The organism is Enterobacter sp. DSM 30060, assembly GCF_013375955.1.
GTDB classification, from domain to species: domain Bacteria; phylum Pseudomonadota; class Gammaproteobacteria; order Enterobacterales; family Enterobacteriaceae; genus Enterobacter; species Enterobacter intestinihominis.
Window position 1 is genome coordinate 1,903,630 of sequence record NZ_CP056118.1, and the last position, 15,121, is coordinate 1,918,750.

The window sequence follows — 15,121 nt, forward strand, 5'->3', positions numbered from 1 at the left end:
TTATTGCGCGCCAAGAACGGCCTCGACACCGTTAACATAGCTTTCAATGGCATACATGTTGCAGACATTCTGGTGCGCGGCAGCGGCGAGCCGGGCGCGCAGAGCAGGATCCTGCCAGATATTATCCAGATGTTGAGCAAGTTGCGACACGTCGCTCCAGGGAAACAGCAGGCCGGTCGACTCATGATCGATCAATTCTGCCGTGCCGGTCACCTTTGAACCAATCACGGGGATGTTGAGCAGCATTGCTTCCAGCACGACGCGGGGCAAGCCTTCGCTCTGCGAGGCCAGAATGAACGCGTCAAAAGTGGCGAGATAGTCAAAAGGCGTGTTCTGGAAACCGGTAAAAATGACGTGCTCAGCAATACCTGATGCATCAGCTTGTGCAGCCAGCGCGCCGCGTTCAGCCCCTTCACCGACCAGCACCATTTTCCATTTTGCCTGCGGGTGTCTCTGGCTGAACTGTGCCAGCGCCTCCAGCGTGTGGTGGTTGGCCTTACGAGGGATTAACGAGCCAATGCTGCCGAATACAAACGTATCGTCTTCAATATTCAGTCGCTGGCGCATCGCGCATCGGTCCGGCAAAGGCTGATGGATGTCGATGGCATTGTTGACCGTGGTACACAGCTCTGGCCGGACGCCATGCTGAAGTAGCACGCGTTCAACGCCGTGCGAGACGGCAATGATTTTTGTGGCATGGGCATTCACCAGCTTCACCAGCGGCGGGGTCAGCACCGGTTCAATCCGGCAGTGCTGGATTATCCGTGCACGCAGGTTTGCGCCCGCCAGATACCCTTCTTCATTAGAGCCTGGCTGGTTGTTCATATACAGCGTATCGAATCCACCTTCCCTGAAAATGGTCTCGATCTTGCTGACGTTGGGCCGGATACGCCACAGGGTATCAATATGCCGCGTAAATGCTTTGCGCGCCGAACGCGAGAAAAACAGCAGACCACGTCCCGCTTCTTTCAGGAGTTTTGCCCATGCCGGTTGCTTACGTTGAGGGATAACGAGTAATGGGATCCCAATGCTGTTGAGCACCTGGCCTATCGTTTGACCTTCAGCACGACTATAATCACTGTAAAAACAACAGGTAATGTCGAATTTGTCGCGGTTGATTCGCTTCAGAAGCTCAAGCATACTGTTGGTACCTCCCCCCCATTCTTTGCCTGTGTCCAGGAGGAGGATTTTACGTTTTTGCGGCATGTCTGAATCCGTATGCTACCCTTCATCTGACCGCATTATAAAGAATTTACTGAAATAAAATAGATTTTTTGTATTTCTTTGTCTTTTTATAAGGAAAGGTTTTAAACGCGCTTATTTTAAAAGTGCGATTTAAGACTTTAATCGCCTCTTCTCAATTCGATAGTATTAGCGCAAAAATTTTATGTTGTTTTTGAGAGAGTGAGAATATGTTTAAAATAACGGTTTGCTTATTAACGTTTAACTCCGAAAGAACGTTGCACGATGTTATTCCTCCTCTTTTAAAAATAGCAGATGAATTCGTTGTAGTTGATTCCGGCAGTACAGACGCAACGATATATATTTGCCAGAGTTATGGATTGTCGCCCATATTCAAAAAATATAGCTGGCACGGCGAGCAGATGAACCATGCCATATCCCATGCGCACAACGACTGGGTGCTGTGCATGGACAGTGACGAAATACTCGATCAAGAAACCGTTGGTGCTATTTTAAAATTAAAAATGGGCGATGAACCCGAACCGGATATGGCGTGGCGGATATGTCGTCACTGGTTTGTTCTGGGAGAAAATGTCCGAACGATTTATCCAGTCTCATCTCCGGATTATCCGGTGCGTCTTTTTAACCGTACGCAGTCGCGATTTAATAACCGGCCAGTAGACGATCAGGTTGAAGGTTTTCTCCGTTCTGAACGTATTCCTGGCTATGTCAGACATGATACGTTTTATTCACTGCATGAACTTTTCAATAAATTAAACGGATATACCACTCGCCTGGTTCAATATCAGACGATACGTCCCTCTCTTGGTCGCGGCGCGATCAGCGCTATCGGCGCATTTTTCAAATGGTATCTGTTTAGCGGTGCGTGGCGTAAGGGCAAAGTGGGTGTGGTGACAGGGTTTTATGCCACGGCGTACAGTTTTTTGAAGTATTTCAAGGCCTGGTATCAGGATCGGGAAAAGAAAGAGTCCGTTGCAAAAGAGCAGTCGGACTCTTATCTGGCAGAATAGGCGTTAGCCGATCAGGCTTTTTTTCCCCAACCCTGCCACTGTTGCTGGACGTATTTAACCAGCGTACTGCTGCTGATGCTTTCGCCAATCACCGTGAAGAAGCGGGTTGCATAGACCGGTTCAGGCGGCTGTTTCAGCGTGCAGTTCTTCACGCCGCGGAATGGATTACGCGGCTGCGTTGCGGGTGGTTGCGCGCTACCCGGACGGGAAGTATCCACCTGAGGTTCATTGAGCAGATCGCTCGGACGCACCAGCGTGATATCGGCGGGTAAGCCCGGCAACATTTGCTGCAAAACGCGAACGGTAGACGGATGCGGATGCCCAATGGCAATCGCCGAACCGTTACGGCGCGCCAGCTGTACCGCGCGGTTGAACTGCACGCGGATATCCGCTTCGTTCTGGGAGTCGTCCAGGAAGACTTTGCGCTTGATGACTTTTACACCCGTCCCCTGAGCGGCACGCATCGCCTGGCTGTTGCCGATGGTCATGCTGTCGAGGAAATAGAGATTGTAACGCTCCAGGGCCTGCATCACTTTCAGCATACCGTACAGGCTGGAGGTCATCGCGCTGCCCATATGGTTATTCAAACCCACGGCATACGGCACTTTATTGTACGCATCGCGGATGATGCGATCGATCTCGTCGCTGCTCATGTCCGGACGCAGGGTATCTTTTTCCAGCGGCTGCTTGCTGAGAGGGGCCATCGGCAGATGGATGAGGACCTGATGGCCGCCATTGTGCGCTTTGGTCGCCATTTCATGCGCGTGAGGCGCATTAGGCAGGACGGCGACAGAGATGGCTGACGGCATCGCCAGCACCTGATTTTCATAGTGTGGTCGATAACCGAAGTCATCAATCACAATCGCGAGTTTGCCTGCATAAACCGGTGCAGCCAGCGCCAGTGCGCTGACGACGGAAAAAACAATTCGACGAAATTGAAGCAAAACTTATCTTCCCAACCACGGCTGTGGATTGACCGCCTGACCCTGACGACGAATTTCGAAATAGAGTGACGGGCGGCCCTGACCGCCACTGCTGCCCACAAGGGCAATGGGTTGACCCGCGCGCACCTGAGTGCCAACGCTGACCAGCGCGCTCTGGTTGTAGCCGTAAAGACTCATGTCGCCTTTACCGTGCTCGACCACCACCACGAGCCCGTAACCCTGTAGCCAGTCGGCCAGGATCACGCGGCCATCGGCGATGGCTTTCACTTCGCTACCTTCAGACGCACCGATAACGATCCCCTTCCAACGTAGCTCACCCTGCAACTGTTCGCCATAGCGATGCAGGATCGTACCGCGAACGGGCCAGTAAGCCTGACCACGCGGGGAGCCGAGGCCGCCGGTACGCGATATCAGGGAACGTTCATTTTCAGTCGGTTTGTAGGTGGTGCCTTTCCGGGAGGCTTCCTGCTGCTTATTACGCACCGCCTGCGCTTCGCGCGCTTCTTTTTCGGCGCGCGCTTTGGCCGCGGCTTCTGCCCGGGCAATGCTGTTACGCAGTCTGGATTCGTTGGCGCGCATTTCGCTCAGCTGGCTTTGTCCTGCCTGGATAGAGGACTCCAGCCCGGCGAGCGTCTTCTTACGCTCATTGCGCGCCTGCTCAAGCTTCTCCTGCTGCGCCTGCTGATCGTAGAGCAGCGTTTGCTGCTGGCTCTGCTTCTCTTCCAGCTCGGCTTTTTGCGTGGTGACTTCTTCGCGCGTCTGTTTCAGCTGCGCAATGGTCTCCTGACGAGCCTGGTTGAGATAGCCGAAATAGGCCTGTAAACGCTGACCGCGCTGGCTCTCTTCACCGCTGAGGATCAACTGAAGGCCTGTGTGCTCACCCTGGCGGAAAGCGGCATCAAGCTGTGCAGCAAGGTTCCGCTCCTGGGCATCGCGCTGACGCTCCAGTTTCGCAATCGATGCGTTCATTTCATCGATTTGCTTATTAAGCTGGGCAAGGGTGTTTTGTGTTTCACGCAGCTTACGCGCGGCGGCGGAAATAGCCTCTTCCTGCTTTTTAAGCTGGGCAAGCAGGGCAGAGCGCTGCTGCTGCTGCTGGCGTACCACACGCTCTTTGGCGGCGATATCGGCCTGAATGGATTTGAGCTGGTCGCGGTCATCCGCGTGGGCAGATGCGGCGCACAGCAATACGCCAGCGCTGAGTGCGCTGGCGCAAAGCAGAGGTCTGACTGATAACCGAAACGGCTTCACGACCCATGTGATTGAAAAAATCGCCTTTCCCCTCATGGGGAGCGATTATTCCACGATGAACAGCGGCTTGCCAGTCATCTCTTCAGGGATTTCCATACCCATCAGCGACAACATGGTTGGCGCGATGTCGGAAAGCTTGCCGCCTTCCACTGCTTTCACTGACTTATCACCTACATAAATCAGTGGAACAGGCAGGTTGGTATGGGCGGTATGCGCCTGACCGGTTGCCGGGTCACGCATCTGTTCTGCGTTACCGTGGTCAGCGGTGATCAGCAGCTGGCCGCCCACGGATTCAACCGCTTTCGCGACCTGCTCAACGCAGTGGTCCAGCGCTTCAACCGCTTTAACGGCAGCTTCCATCACGCCGGTGTGGCCCACCATGTCGCCATTCGGATAGTTACAGATGATGGTGTCGTATTTACCGCTTTCGATCGCGGCCACCAGTTTTTCGGTCAGCTCCGCAGAGCTCATTTCTGGCTGGAGATCGTATGTGGCGACTTTCGGTGAGTTAATCAGGATGCGGTCTTCGCCTTTAAACGGCTCTTCTACGCCCCCGTTAAAGAAGAAGGTCACGTGCGCATACTTCTCAGTTTCGGAGATGCGCAACTGCGTTTTATCGTTTTTCGCCATCCACTCGCCGAAGGTATTTTCCAGGGAAGCGGGTGGATACGCGCATGGGGCTTTGATATCCGCTGCATACTCGGTCAACTGGATGAAATCGATCTTCGCCACTTTCTTACGGGCGAAACCGTCGAAATCGCTGTTGACGAAGGCGCGGGTGATTTCGCGCGCGCGGTCAGCACGGAAGTTCATGAAGATCAGCGCATCGCCATCTTCCATAGCGGCATCGGCCTGGCCTTCAGCGCGGATCACGGTTGCCTTCACAAATTCGTCGTTTTCATCACGCGCGTAAGCCGCTTCCAGGCCTTCAACGGCGGTCGGGAACTGGAACTCGCCTTTTGCCAGGGTCAGCAGATCATAGGCTTGCTCAACGCGGTCCCAGCGGTTGTCGCGGTCCATGGCATAGTAACGACCAACGATGGATGCCACGCGGCCTTTGCCCAGTGCGGCAAATTTATCTTCAAAGGCTTTCAGAGAACCTTTTGCGCTGCGTGGCGGCGTATCGCGACCATCCAGGAAGGCGTGCAGATAGATTTTTTCCGCACCGCGCTCGGCGGCCAGTTCAACCATCGCCATGATGTGATCTTCGTGGCTGTGCACGCCGCCTGCAGAGAGCAGGCCCATAATGTGCACGGCCTTGCCTGCGGCAACGGCTTTATCTACCGCTCCGGTGAGCGTTGGGTTGGCAAAGAATGTACGTTCTTTGATTTCAACGTCCAGGCGCGTCAGGTCCTGATAAACGATACGGCCTGCGCCCAGGTTAACGTGACCCACTTCAGAGTTGCCCATCTGACGATCCGGCAGGCCGACTTCCAGACCAGACGCATCAATCAGGGTGTGGGGACGTTTTGCCCATAGCGCATCCATAACCGGGGTTTTGGCGTTGAAAATGGCGTTATCCTGTTGATCTTCACGGTAGCCATAGCCATCCAGAATCACCAGTACCATAGGTTTTTTAGAAACCGACATTGCGACAACCTCATGCTCAAGAGACAAAAAATTTGCGTAATTTTACTACAGCTGAATCGATAAAATAGCCGCAGAAGATCAAAGAAAGCGCGGGGGCAAGGCTGTTCTCAGGCCATTTTGAGGCTTTTTTTACGTGGCATGCCGCAGAAAATAGATTAGCTTTATGTCGCTGGCTGTATTTGCCACAGCGCACAGGTATACTCCTGTCCTGGTTTTTTTAATCACTTAGTCGGGAGTTGTTACCCCCCATGCAAGAAATTATGCAATTCGTTAGCCGCCACCCGGTTCTGAGCATCGCGTGGATTGGCCTGCTGGTCGCTGTACTGTTCACCACATTTAAGGGACTGACGTCTAAAATTAAGGTGATCACCCGCGGTGAAGCGACACGTCTGATCAACAAAGAGGACGCCGTGGTTGTCGATCTGCGTCAGCGCGACGATTTCCGCAAGGGCCATATTGCAGGTGCTATCAACCTGCTGCCAGCGGAAATTAAAGCGAACAACATTGGTGAGCTGGAGAAGCATAAAGCCCAGCCGATTATTGTTGTTGACGGCACTGGCATGCAGGCGCAGGAATCTGCCAACGCACTGCATAAAGCAGGCTTTGAAAACGTAACGGTGCTGAAAGAAGGCATCTCCGGCTGGAGCGGGGAGAATCTTCCTTTAGTGCGCGGTAAATAAGGAGTTAAGTGATGGCCAATATTGAGATCTACACCAAAGCAACGTGCCCGTTCTGCCACCGAGCGAAAGCGCTGCTGTCCAGCAAAGGCGTAACGTTTAAGGAACTGCCGATTGATGGTGACGCGATTAAACGCGAAGAGATGATCCAACGCAGTGGTCGCACAACGGTTCCACAGATTTTTATTGATGCGCAGCACATTGGCGGCTGTGATGACTTGTATGCGCTCGACGCCCGCGGTGGACTCGATCCGCTGCTGAGCTAGAGACTTTAGGACAATTAAAAAGGGTTTTTCCATGTCAGAACAAAACAACACCGAGATGACTTTCCAGATCCAGCGCATCTACACCAAGGATGTCTCTTTCGAAGCGCCAAATGCGCCGCACGTTTTCCAGAAAGACTGGCAGCCAGAGGTTAAACTTGATCTGGATACCGCATCCACCCAACTGGCGGATGACGTGTATGAAGTCGTACTGCGTGTCACCGTGACCGCCTCCCTGGGCGAAGAAACTGCATTCCTGTGCGAAGTCCAGCAGGGCGGTATCTTCTCTATCGGCGGCATCGAAGGTAACCAGATGGCGCATTGCCTGGGTGCATACTGCCCGAACATCCTGTTCCCGTATGCGCGTGAATGCATCACCAGCCTGGTTTCTCGCGGTACATTCCCGCAACTGAACCTTGCGCCAGTCAACTTTGATGCGCTGTTTATGAACTATCTACAGCAGCAGGCTGGCGAAGGTGCCGAACAACATCAGGATGCCTGATGAGCACTGTTAATGCGTCAATGACTGTGATCGGTGCCGGCTCTTACGGCACCGCTCTTGCCATCACACTGGCAAGAAATGGTCACGACGTGGTCCTGTGGGGCCACGATCCAAAACATATCGCGACGTTGCAACACGACCGCTGCAACGTGGCGTTTCTCCCGGACGTTCCGTTCCCTGACTCACTGTATCTGGAAAGCGACCTCGCGACCGCGCTGGCGGCCAGCCGCAATATTTTGATTGTGGTGCCAAGCCATGTGTTTGGCGAAGTCCTGCGTCAGATTAAGCCGCTGATGCGTGCGGATGCGCGTATTGTGTGGGCGACGAAAGGGCTGGAAGCGGAAACCGGACGTCTGTTGCAGGACGTTGCCCGCGAAGCGCTGGGAACAGCGATCCCGCTGGCGGTGATCTCCGGGCCGACATTCGCCAAAGAGCTGGCTGCGGGCTTGCCGACGGCGATCTCGCTGGCGTCCACCGACCAGGCATTTTCCGACGATCTTCAGCAACTGCTGCACTGCGGCAAAAGCTTCCGCGTGTACAGCAACCCTGATTTTATCGGCGTACAGCTGGGCGGCGCGGTGAAGAACGTCATTGCCATCGGGGCCGGGATGTCTGACGGCATCGGCTTCGGCGCGAATGCGCGTACGGCGCTGATCACCCGTGGCCTGACCGAAATGTCACGCCTGGGCGAAGCGCTGGGCGCCGATCCGGCCACCTTTATGGGGATGGCTGGGCTGGGCGACCTGGTGCTGACCTGCACCGACAACCAGTCGCGTAACCGCCGCTTTGGCATGATGCTCGGACAGGGCAGCGATGTAAAAAGTGCGCAGGAGAAGATTGGTCAGGTGGTTGAAGGCTATCGCAATACCAAAGAAGTTCGCGAATTGGCGCATCGTTTCGGTGTCGAAATGCCAATAACCGAGGAAATTTATCAGGTATTGTATTGCGGAAAAAATGCGCGCGAGGCAGCATTGACCTTATTAGGTCGTGCGCGCAAGGACGAGCGCAGCAGCAATTAGCCGGGAAGTATCGTCACCTGAATGACCCAGCCAGCGCAGAACTGGCTGGTCATTAACTATCGTCTGGAGCAAGCAATGCCGTGTGAAGAACTGGATATCGTCTGGAATAATATTAAAGCCGAAGCCCGAGCGTTGGCCGACTGTGAGCCCATGCTGGCCAGTTTTTATCACGCGACGCTACTCAAGCACGAAAATCTCGGCAGCGCCCTGAGCTACATGCTCGCCAATAAACTGGCTTCCCCTATCATGCCTGCTATCGCTATTCGCGAGGTGGTGGAAGAGGCCTACGCTGCCGATCCGGAAATGATTGCTTCTGCCGCCTGCGATATTCAGGCCGTGCGCACGCGTGACCCGGCGGTGGATAAATACTCCACGCCGCTGCTGTATCTTAAAGGCTTCCACGCCTTACAGGCGTACCGCATCGGCCACTGGTTATGGAATGAGGGACGCCGCGCGCTGGCCATCTTCCTGCAAAACCAGGTTTCCGTGACCTTCCAGGTCGATATTCACCCGGCGGCGAAAATTGGCCGCGGGATCATGCTCGATCACGCCACCGGCATTGTTGTCGGTGAAACGGCGGTGATCGAAGATGACGTGTCGATTCTGCAATCCGTTACGCTGGGCGGTACAGGTAAAACCAGCGGCGATCGCCATCCGAAAATTCGTGAAGGGGTGATGATCGGCGCGGGTGCTAAAATCCTTGGCAATATTGAAGTCGGACGCGGCGCAAAGATTGGCGCGGGATCGGTTGTGCTCCAGCCTGTACCGCCGCACACCACCGCCGCTGGCGTCCCGGCGCGCATCGTCGGTAAGCCAGACAGCGATAAACCGTCGATGGATATGGATCAGCACTTTAACGGTATTCACCACACCTTCGAATACGGCGACGGTATCTGAACGCTGGAACACTCAAATAAAAAAGCCCGGTGAGTTAATGCACCGGGCTTTTGATTAGTTGCGGTATAACACTTTGATAATGTGATAGCCGAACTGCGTATGCAGTGGGCCGGTTGGCTCCAGCACCGGGCAGGAGAAGACCACTTTATCAAACGCCGGAACCATCTGGCCCTGGCGGAACTCGCCTAAGTCACCACCGCGTTTGCCTGACGGGCAAATCGAGTGTTTCTTCGCCAGTTTGCCGAAGTCGGCGCCGTTTTTAATCTGTTCGAGCAGATCCTGTGCCAGTTTTTCTTCTTTAACAAGGATATGCAGTGCTGCTGCTGTTTTTGCCATGATCGTGCCTTGAGTCAACGAGTTTACGATCGGTATACTACCACGCGTTTTTCCTCCTCTCCCGACTTTCATTGAGTGATCATTTATGCGTTTAAACCCCGGACAACAACAAGCTGTCGAATTCGTCACCGGACCCTGCCTGGTGCTGGCGGGAGCGGGATCCGGTAAAACACGCGTGATCACCAACAAAATCGCCCACTTAATTCGGGGTTGTGGATACCAGGCGCGCCATATCGCGGCGGTCACCTTTACCAACAAAGCGGCGCGTGAGATGAAAGAGCGCGTCGGCCAGACGCTGGGCCGTAAAGAGGCGCGCGGGCTGATGATCTCCACCTTCCACACGCTGGGTCTGGATATCATCAAGCGCGAATACGCGGCGCTGGGAATGAAGTCCAACTTTTCGCTCTTTGATGACACCGACCAGGTGGCGCTGCTCAAAGAGCTGACGGAAGGGCTGATCGAAGATGACAAAGTGCTGTTGCAACAGCTGATCTCAACGATCTCGAACTGGAAAAACGATCTGATGACGCCGGCCCAGGCAGCGGCAAGTGCCAAAGGCGAGCGTGACCGCATCTTTGCCCACTGCTATGGCCTGTACGACGCGCATATGAAAGCCTGCAACGTACTGGATTTCGACGATCTGATCCTGCTGCCGACGCTGCTGCTTCAGCGGAATGAAGAGGTGCGCGAGCGCTGGCAGAACAAAATGCGTTACCTGCTGGTGGATGAATACCAGGATACCAACACCAGCCAGTACGAGCTGGTGAAGCTGCTGGTAGGACAGCGCGCGCGTTTTACCGTTGTAGGCGATGACGATCAGTCGATTTACTCATGGCGTGGCGCACGTCCGCAAAACCTGGTGCTGCTGAGCAAAGACTTCCCGGCGTTGCAGGTGATTAAACTGGAGCAGAACTACCGTTCTTCCGGGCGTATCCTGAAGGCGGCGAACATCCTGATTGCCAACAACCCGCACGTCTTTGAGAAGCGCCTGTTCTCTGAACTGGGTTACGGGACCGAGCTGAAAGTCCTTAGCGCCAATAACGAAGAGCACGAAGCGGAGCGCGTAACCGGCGAGCTGATTGCCCATCACTTCGTCAACAAAACTGAATACAAGGATTACGCGATCCTCTATCGCGGAAACCACCAGTCGCGCGTCTTTGAAAAGATGCTGATGCAGAACCGCATCCCCTACAAAATCTCCGGCGGTACGTCGTTCTTTTCGCGTCCGGAAATCAAGGATCTGCTGGCTTATCTGCGCGTGCTGACCAACCCGGATGACGACAGCGCTTTCCTGCGCATTGTAAATACGCCGAAGCGCGAGATTGGCTCTGCGACGCTGCAAAAGCTGGGTGAATGGGCGATGACCCGCAACAAAAGTCTGTTCACCGCCAGCTTCGATATGGGGCTGAGCCAGACCCTGACCGGGCGCGGCTATGACGCCTTAACCCGCTTTACCCACTGGCTGGGTGAGGTGCAGCGTCTGGCAGAGCGCGAGCCCGTGGCGGCAGTACGCGATCTGATCCACGGCATTGATTACGAATCCTGGTTGTATGAAACCTCCGCCAGCCCGAAAGCGGCAGAAATGCGCATGAAAAACGTTAACCAGCTCTTCAGCTGGATGACCGAAATGCTTGAAGGATCTGAGATTGACGAGCCGATGACCCTGACGCAGGTGGTCACCCGGTTCACGCTGCGCGATATGATGGAGCGCGGCGAGAGTGAAGAAGAAGCCGATCAGGTCCAGCTGATGACGTTGCATGCCTCGAAAGGGCTGGAGTTCCCGTATGTCTATCTGGTGGGGATGGAAGAGGGCCTGCTGCCGCACCAGAGCAGCATTGATGAAGATAACGTCGACGAAGAGCGCCGTCTGGCCTACGTGGGGATCACCCGTGCGCAGAAAGAGCTGACGTTTACGCTGTGCAAAGAGCGCCGTCAGTATGGTGAGCTGGTGCGCCCGGAGCCGAGCCGTTTCCTGCTGGAGTTGCCTCAGGACGATCTTATCTGGGAGCAGGAGCGTAAAGCTATTACCGCTGAAGAGCGGATGCACAAGGGTCAAGCCAACGTGGCGAACATACGCGCCATGCTGGCGAAAGCCAAAGAGAAAGGATAACAATTTTGTAGGCCGGGTAAGGCGAAGCCGCCCCCCGGCACGCTTCAAAGGGTCACTTCACATCAAGCGCCCAGTGCACATAGCTCTGCCACTGGCACTCCTGCTCGATCAACTCTGCTCCAAGCGGATGATCTTCTAGCCAATTTTCCGGCAGCGTCAGCGTCAGTTTTTCATCGTCTGCCACCAGCGTAATGGCCGGGAGGAGATCGTCGCGACGCCGGCTGGCAAACAGAATCGCCAGACGAAGTAAGCGGCAGAGATGTTCGGCCACGCGCGGCGGTACAGCGTTTTGCTGATGGAGGGAAGAGAGGTCAACGGCGTTGGTTTGATTCAGCAGCAGGGTCGCGAGCAATTTTTTCTGCGCGGGAGTGTAGCCCGGCAAATCGAGATTACGCACCAGCCAGGCTGCGTGTAGCGGCGCTTGTTTGTACTCAACGCTAAGCCCAATTTCATGTAATGCACACGCACTTAGCAGCAAATCGCGGCTTAACGGTTCGATATCCCAACGTGGTTTAACCTGATCCGCAAAGAGCGATGCCAGTTGGCCCACTCGCTGCGCCTGATCGGTATCCACAATAAAGCGGCGCTGGACGTTACGTAGCGTACGGCTTCGAATGTCCTGATCCACCGAAAGATGCAGCATCCCATAGACCAGACCTTCGCGCAGTGCGCCGCCTGCCAGGGTCATGCACTGGATGTTTAGCTCGGTGAAAATGGCGATGAGAATGGCTAGCCCGCTGGGGAAGACCAGCGCACGTTCGAGCGTCAGCCCTTCAATTTCCAGCTCTTCCAGACGACCACATTGAATGGCGCGCTGTTTAAGCTGCTGGAGTTTAGCAAGCGTGATCCGCTCATCCATCCCCTGCGCCATCATGATTTCCTGCAACGCCTGTACAGTTCCTGACGCCCCAACACACACTTTCCAGCCGTGGTAGCGCAGTTCGTCCATGACCGGACGCAGCACTTCACGCGCGGCATTTTCAGCCTCGTCGAAGTTTTCTTGCGCGAGATTGCGGTCAGTAAAGTAGCGCTCAAGCCAGGTTACGCAGCCCATCGACAGACTGAACAGCGAGGTCGCCTGGGCACCCGTGCCGGTCACCAGTTCAGTACTCGCTCCGCCAATATCCACCACCAGACGGCGATCGTCGCCCCCGGTAGTGTGCGCCACGCCCTGATATATCAGACGCGCTTCTTCTTCACCGCTGATGACTTGCACCGGGCAGCCGAGAATTTCCTGCGCTTTGGCAATAAAATCGACGGCATTAACCGCCAGACGGAGCGTCGCGGTCGCGACAACGCGGATTTGGGCATGCGGTATGTCCTGCAGACGCTCTGCAAAGAGGCGCAGACACTGCCAGCCACGTTCCATGGCTTCGGGAGAGAGGTGATTATCGCTGCTCAGGCCCGCCGCCAGGCGGACCTTGCGCTTGATGCGCGTCAGCGTCTGTATGCTTCCCGCCACCTCGCGTACAACCAGCATATGAAAACTATTCGAACCGAGATCAATTGCCGCATAGAGCGAGGTGGAACTGAGCATCATTTTTTAACCTGAACGACGACGATTACGCGGCGCACCGCCGGAACGACGCGGGCCATTACCGGTACGTGGACGGGTAAGGCGCTTAGGTGGCGGCAGTTCGCTCATCAGCGCGTCCGGATTGTATTTACTCTGTGGAATAGAGTGACCGATATAGGTCTCAATGGCCGGAAGGTTCAGCGCATACTCTTCACATGCAAGGCTGATGGAGTGACCGCTTGCGCCGGCACGACCGGTACGACCGATACGGTGTACATAGTCTTCACAGTCATCTGGCAGGTCATAGTTAAAGACGTGCGTCACGGCTGGAATGTGCAGGCCACGGGCCGCCACGTCGGTCGCGACCAGAATATCAAGGTCGCCACGAGTAAATTCGTCGAGAATGCGCAGGCGTTTTTTCTGCGCCACGTCGCCGGTCAGCAGGCCCACACGGTGACCATCTGCCGCCAGGTGGCCCCAAATATCTTCACAGCGGTGTTTAGTGTTCGCAAAGATGATCGCGCGATCCGGCCACTCTTCTTCGATCAGGGTTTGCAGCAGGCGCATTTTCTCTTCATTAGAAGGATAGAAGAGCTCTTCTTTAATGCGGTGCCCGGTTTTCTGCTCCGGTTCTACTTCCACATATTCCGCATTGTTCATCTGCTCGAATGCGAGTTCACGTACGCGGTATGACAGGGTTGCGGAGAACAGCATGTTCAGACGCTGGTTTGCCGCAGGCATACGGCGGAACAGCCAGCGGATGTCTTTAATGAAGCCCAGATCGTACATGCGGTCTGCTTCATCCAGCACCACGACCTGGATTGCGCCGAGGTTGATATGGTTCTGTTTAGCGTAGTCGATAAGACGGCCTGTGGTCCCAATCAGGATATCCACGCCGCTTTCCAGCACTTTCAGCTGTTTATCGTAGCCGTCGCCGCCATAGGCCAGGCCAAGTTTCAGGCCAGTGGCTTGCGCCAGGGGCTCAGCGTCTGCGTGGATCTGTACCGCCAGTTCTCGCGTCGGGGCCATAATTAGCGCGCGCGGCTGGTTAACTTTGCGGTCTGCAATCGCTGGGTGAGAAAGTAAATAATGAAACGTTGACGTTAAAAACGCCATCGTTTTGCCAGTACCGGTTTGCGCCTGCCCTGCAACATCACGACCGGCCAGCGTCAGCGGCAGGGCGAGAGCCTGAATGGGCGTGCAGTTATGAAACCCTTTAGTTTCAAGGGCTTCGATCACCTTTGGGTGCAGGGCGAAGTCGGAAAACTTCTGTTCTGTTAAATGTGTTTTGCTCATAGTGTGGTAGAATATCAGCTTACTATTGCTTTACGAAAGCGTATCCGGTGAAATAAAGTCAACCTTTAGTTGGTTAATGCGACATCAACACGTCGTTGGTGGAGACAAAACCAACGTACCAGGCTTATTCCTGTGGAGTTATATATGAGCGATAAAATTATTCACCTGACTGACGACAGTTTTGACACGGACGTACTTAAAGCTGACGGGCTGATCCTCGTTGATTTCTGGGCTGAATGGTGTGGTCCTTGCAAAATGATCGCTCCGATTCTGGATGAAATCGCTGACGAATATCAGGGCAAACTGACCGTTGCCAAGCTGAACATCGACCAGAACCCGGGCACCGCGCCAAAATACGGTATCCGTGGCATCCCGACCCTGCTGCTGTTCAAGAACGGTGACGTGGCGGCGACCAAAGTGGGCGCACTGTCCAAAGGTCAACTGAAAGAGTTCCTGGACGCTAACCTGGCGTAAGGTTTCTCCGCTGAGCGTCCAGAGCGCCTAATT

The 15,121-nt window shown here is 54.8% G+C and carries 15 protein-coding genes; 8 read left to right on the forward strand and 7 right to left on the reverse strand.

Annotated features, from left to right (window positions below):
* The gene (locus HWQ15_RS09070) at positions 1–1,206 is read right to left on the reverse strand and encodes a glycosyltransferase (protein ID WP_022646636.1); all 1,206 of its coding nucleotides are present in this window, start codon (positions 1,204–1,206) and stop codon (positions 1–3) included.
* A 206-nt stretch (positions 1,207–1,412) separates the two neighbouring features.
* Here HWQ15_RS09070 and HWQ15_RS09075 point away from each other — a divergent pair, with 206 nt between their 5' ends.
* The gene (locus HWQ15_RS09075; RefSeq protein WP_063146890.1) at positions 1,413–2,213 is read left to right on the forward strand and encodes a glycosyltransferase family 2 protein; all 801 of its coding nucleotides are present in this window, start codon (positions 1,413–1,415) and stop codon (positions 2,211–2,213) included.
* Between the two features lie 11 nt (positions 2,214–2,224).
* Here the strand turns inward: HWQ15_RS09075 and HWQ15_RS09080 are convergent, their stop codons facing one another.
* The 3 genes from HWQ15_RS09080 to gpmM are packed head-to-tail and all read right to left on the reverse strand — an operon-like array spanning position 2,225 to position 5,998.
* Complete coding sequence (locus tag HWQ15_RS09080) at positions 2,225–3,157, reverse strand: divergent polysaccharide deacetylase family protein (protein ID WP_032622054.1); 933 nt, start codon at positions 3,155–3,157, stop codon at positions 2,225–2,227.
* A gap of 3 nt (positions 3,158–3,160) precedes the next feature.
* On the reverse strand, positions 3,161–4,420 hold the full coding sequence (gene envC / locus HWQ15_RS09085) for a murein hydrolase activator EnvC (RefSeq protein WP_237764308.1): 1,260 nt from the start codon (positions 4,418–4,420) through the stop codon (positions 3,161–3,163).
* 33 nt (positions 4,421–4,453) lie between these two features.
* The gene (gene gpmM / locus HWQ15_RS09090) at positions 4,454–5,998 is read right to left on the reverse strand and encodes a 2,3-bisphosphoglycerate-independent phosphoglycerate mutase (protein WP_017383605.1); all 1,545 of its coding nucleotides are present in this window, start codon (positions 5,996–5,998) and stop codon (positions 4,454–4,456) included.
* A gap of 248 nt (positions 5,999–6,246) precedes the next feature.
* Here gpmM and HWQ15_RS09095 point away from each other — a divergent pair, with 248 nt between their 5' ends.
* The 5 genes from HWQ15_RS09095 (at position 6,247) to cysE (ending at position 9,356) form a co-directional block, all read left to right on the forward strand.
* Positions 6,247–6,678 (forward strand): rhodanese-like domain-containing protein, encoded by a 432-nt coding sequence (locus HWQ15_RS09095; RefSeq protein WP_003860840.1) that lies wholly within the window; start codon positions 6,247–6,249, stop codon positions 6,676–6,678.
* An 11-nt stretch (positions 6,679–6,689) separates the two neighbouring features.
* Entirely contained in the window at positions 6,690–6,941 is a 252-nt protein-coding gene (grxC, locus tag HWQ15_RS09100; protein WP_003860837.1) for a glutaredoxin 3, read from the forward strand.
* A 31-nt stretch (positions 6,942–6,972) separates the two neighbouring features.
* Positions 6,973–7,440, forward strand: coding sequence for a protein-export chaperone SecB (gene secB, locus HWQ15_RS09105; RefSeq protein ID WP_003860835.1), 468 nt, complete (start codon positions 6,973–6,975; stop codon positions 7,438–7,440).
* Positions 7,440–8,459 carry an NAD(P)H-dependent glycerol-3-phosphate dehydrogenase gene (gene gpsA / locus HWQ15_RS09110; protein WP_006812398.1) on the forward strand — a complete coding sequence of 340 codons (1,020 nt, stop codon included), beginning with the start codon at positions 7,440–7,442 and terminating at the stop codon, positions 8,457–8,459. Before secB ends, gpsA begins: the two co-directional genes overlap by 1 nt.
* Before the next feature lie 75 nt (positions 8,460–8,534).
* The gene (cysE, locus tag HWQ15_RS09115) at positions 8,535–9,356 is read left to right on the forward strand and encodes a serine O-acetyltransferase (protein ID WP_022646641.1); all 822 of its coding nucleotides are present in this window, start codon (positions 8,535–8,537) and stop codon (positions 9,354–9,356) included.
* A 54-nt stretch (positions 9,357–9,410) separates the two neighbouring features.
* Here the strand turns inward: cysE and ppiC are convergent, their stop codons facing one another.
* Positions 9,411–9,692 carry a peptidylprolyl isomerase PpiC gene (gene ppiC, locus HWQ15_RS09120; protein ID WP_006812396.1) on the reverse strand — a complete coding sequence of 94 codons (282 nt, stop codon included), beginning with the start codon at positions 9,690–9,692 and terminating at the stop codon, positions 9,411–9,413.
* Positions 9,693–9,777: 85 nt separating this feature from the next.
* On the opposite strand from ppiC, the gene rep reads away from it, so the two are divergent.
* Entirely contained in the window at positions 9,778–11,802 is a 2,025-nt protein-coding gene (rep, locus tag HWQ15_RS09125) for a DNA helicase Rep (protein WP_063148964.1), read from the forward strand.
* A 52-nt stretch (positions 11,803–11,854) separates the two neighbouring features.
* On the opposite strand, the gene gppA is transcribed toward rep, so the two are convergent.
* Together gppA and rhlB are read right to left on the reverse strand one after the other, a co-directional pair.
* Positions 11,855–13,339 (reverse strand): guanosine-5'-triphosphate,3'-diphosphate diphosphatase, encoded by a 1,485-nt coding sequence (gppA, locus tag HWQ15_RS09130; protein WP_038416966.1) that lies wholly within the window; start codon positions 13,337–13,339, stop codon positions 11,855–11,857.
* 6 nt (positions 13,340–13,345) lie between these two features.
* Positions 13,346–14,614: an ATP-dependent RNA helicase RhlB gene (gene rhlB, locus HWQ15_RS09135; RefSeq protein WP_022646644.1), complete on the reverse strand. Its 1,269-nt coding sequence runs from the start codon at positions 14,612–14,614 to the stop codon at positions 13,346–13,348.
* Between the two features lie 144 nt (positions 14,615–14,758).
* Here rhlB and trxA point away from each other — a divergent pair, with 144 nt between their 5' ends.
* A complete protein-coding gene (gene trxA / locus HWQ15_RS09140; protein ID WP_006812392.1) occupies positions 14,759–15,088 on the forward strand; it encodes a thioredoxin TrxA in 330 nt (109 codons plus the stop codon).
* Positions 15,089–15,121: the final 33 nt, after the last annotated feature.

Excerpts from the sequence above, each read along its gene's own strand:
- HWQ15_RS09095 (WP_003860840.1), top strand. The coding sequence starts at position 6,247 with ATGCAAGAAATTATGCAATTCGTTAGCCGCCACCCGGTTCTGAGCATC.
- HWQ15_RS09075 (WP_063146890.1), top strand. The coding sequence starts at position 1,413 with ATGTTTAAAATAACGGTTTGCTTATTAACGTTTAACTCCGAAAGAACG.
- gpmM (WP_017383605.1), bottom strand. The coding sequence starts at position 5,998 with ATGTCGGTTTCTAAAAAACCTATGGTACTGGTGATTCTGGATGGCTAT.
- gppA (WP_038416966.1), bottom strand. The coding sequence starts at position 13,339 with ATGCTCAGTTCCACCTCGCTCTATGCGGCAATTGATCTCGGTTCGAAT.
- ppiC (WP_006812396.1), bottom strand. The coding sequence starts at position 9,692 with ATGGCAAAAACAGCAGCAGCACTGCATATCCTTGTTAAAGAAGAAAAA.
- cysE (WP_022646641.1), top strand. The coding sequence starts at position 8,535 with ATGCCGTGTGAAGAACTGGATATCGTCTGGAATAATATTAAAGCCGAA.
- grxC (WP_003860837.1), top strand. The coding sequence starts at position 6,690 with ATGGCCAATATTGAGATCTACACCAAAGCAACGTGCCCGTTCTGCCAC.
- HWQ15_RS09070 (WP_022646636.1), bottom strand. The coding sequence starts at position 1,206 with ATGCCGCAAAAACGTAAAATCCTCCTCCTGGACACAGGCAAAGAATGG.
- gpsA (WP_006812398.1), top strand. The coding sequence starts at position 7,440 with ATGAGCACTGTTAATGCGTCAATGACTGTGATCGGTGCCGGCTCTTAC.
- trxA (WP_006812392.1), top strand. The coding sequence starts at position 14,759 with ATGAGCGATAAAATTATTCACCTGACTGACGACAGTTTTGACACGGAC.
- rhlB (WP_022646644.1), bottom strand. The coding sequence starts at position 14,614 with ATGAGCAAAACACATTTAACAGAACAGAAGTTTTCCGACTTCGCCCTG.
- secB (WP_003860835.1), top strand. The coding sequence starts at position 6,973 with ATGTCAGAACAAAACAACACCGAGATGACTTTCCAGATCCAGCGCATC.
- rep (WP_063148964.1), top strand. The coding sequence starts at position 9,778 with ATGCGTTTAAACCCCGGACAACAACAAGCTGTCGAATTCGTCACCGGA.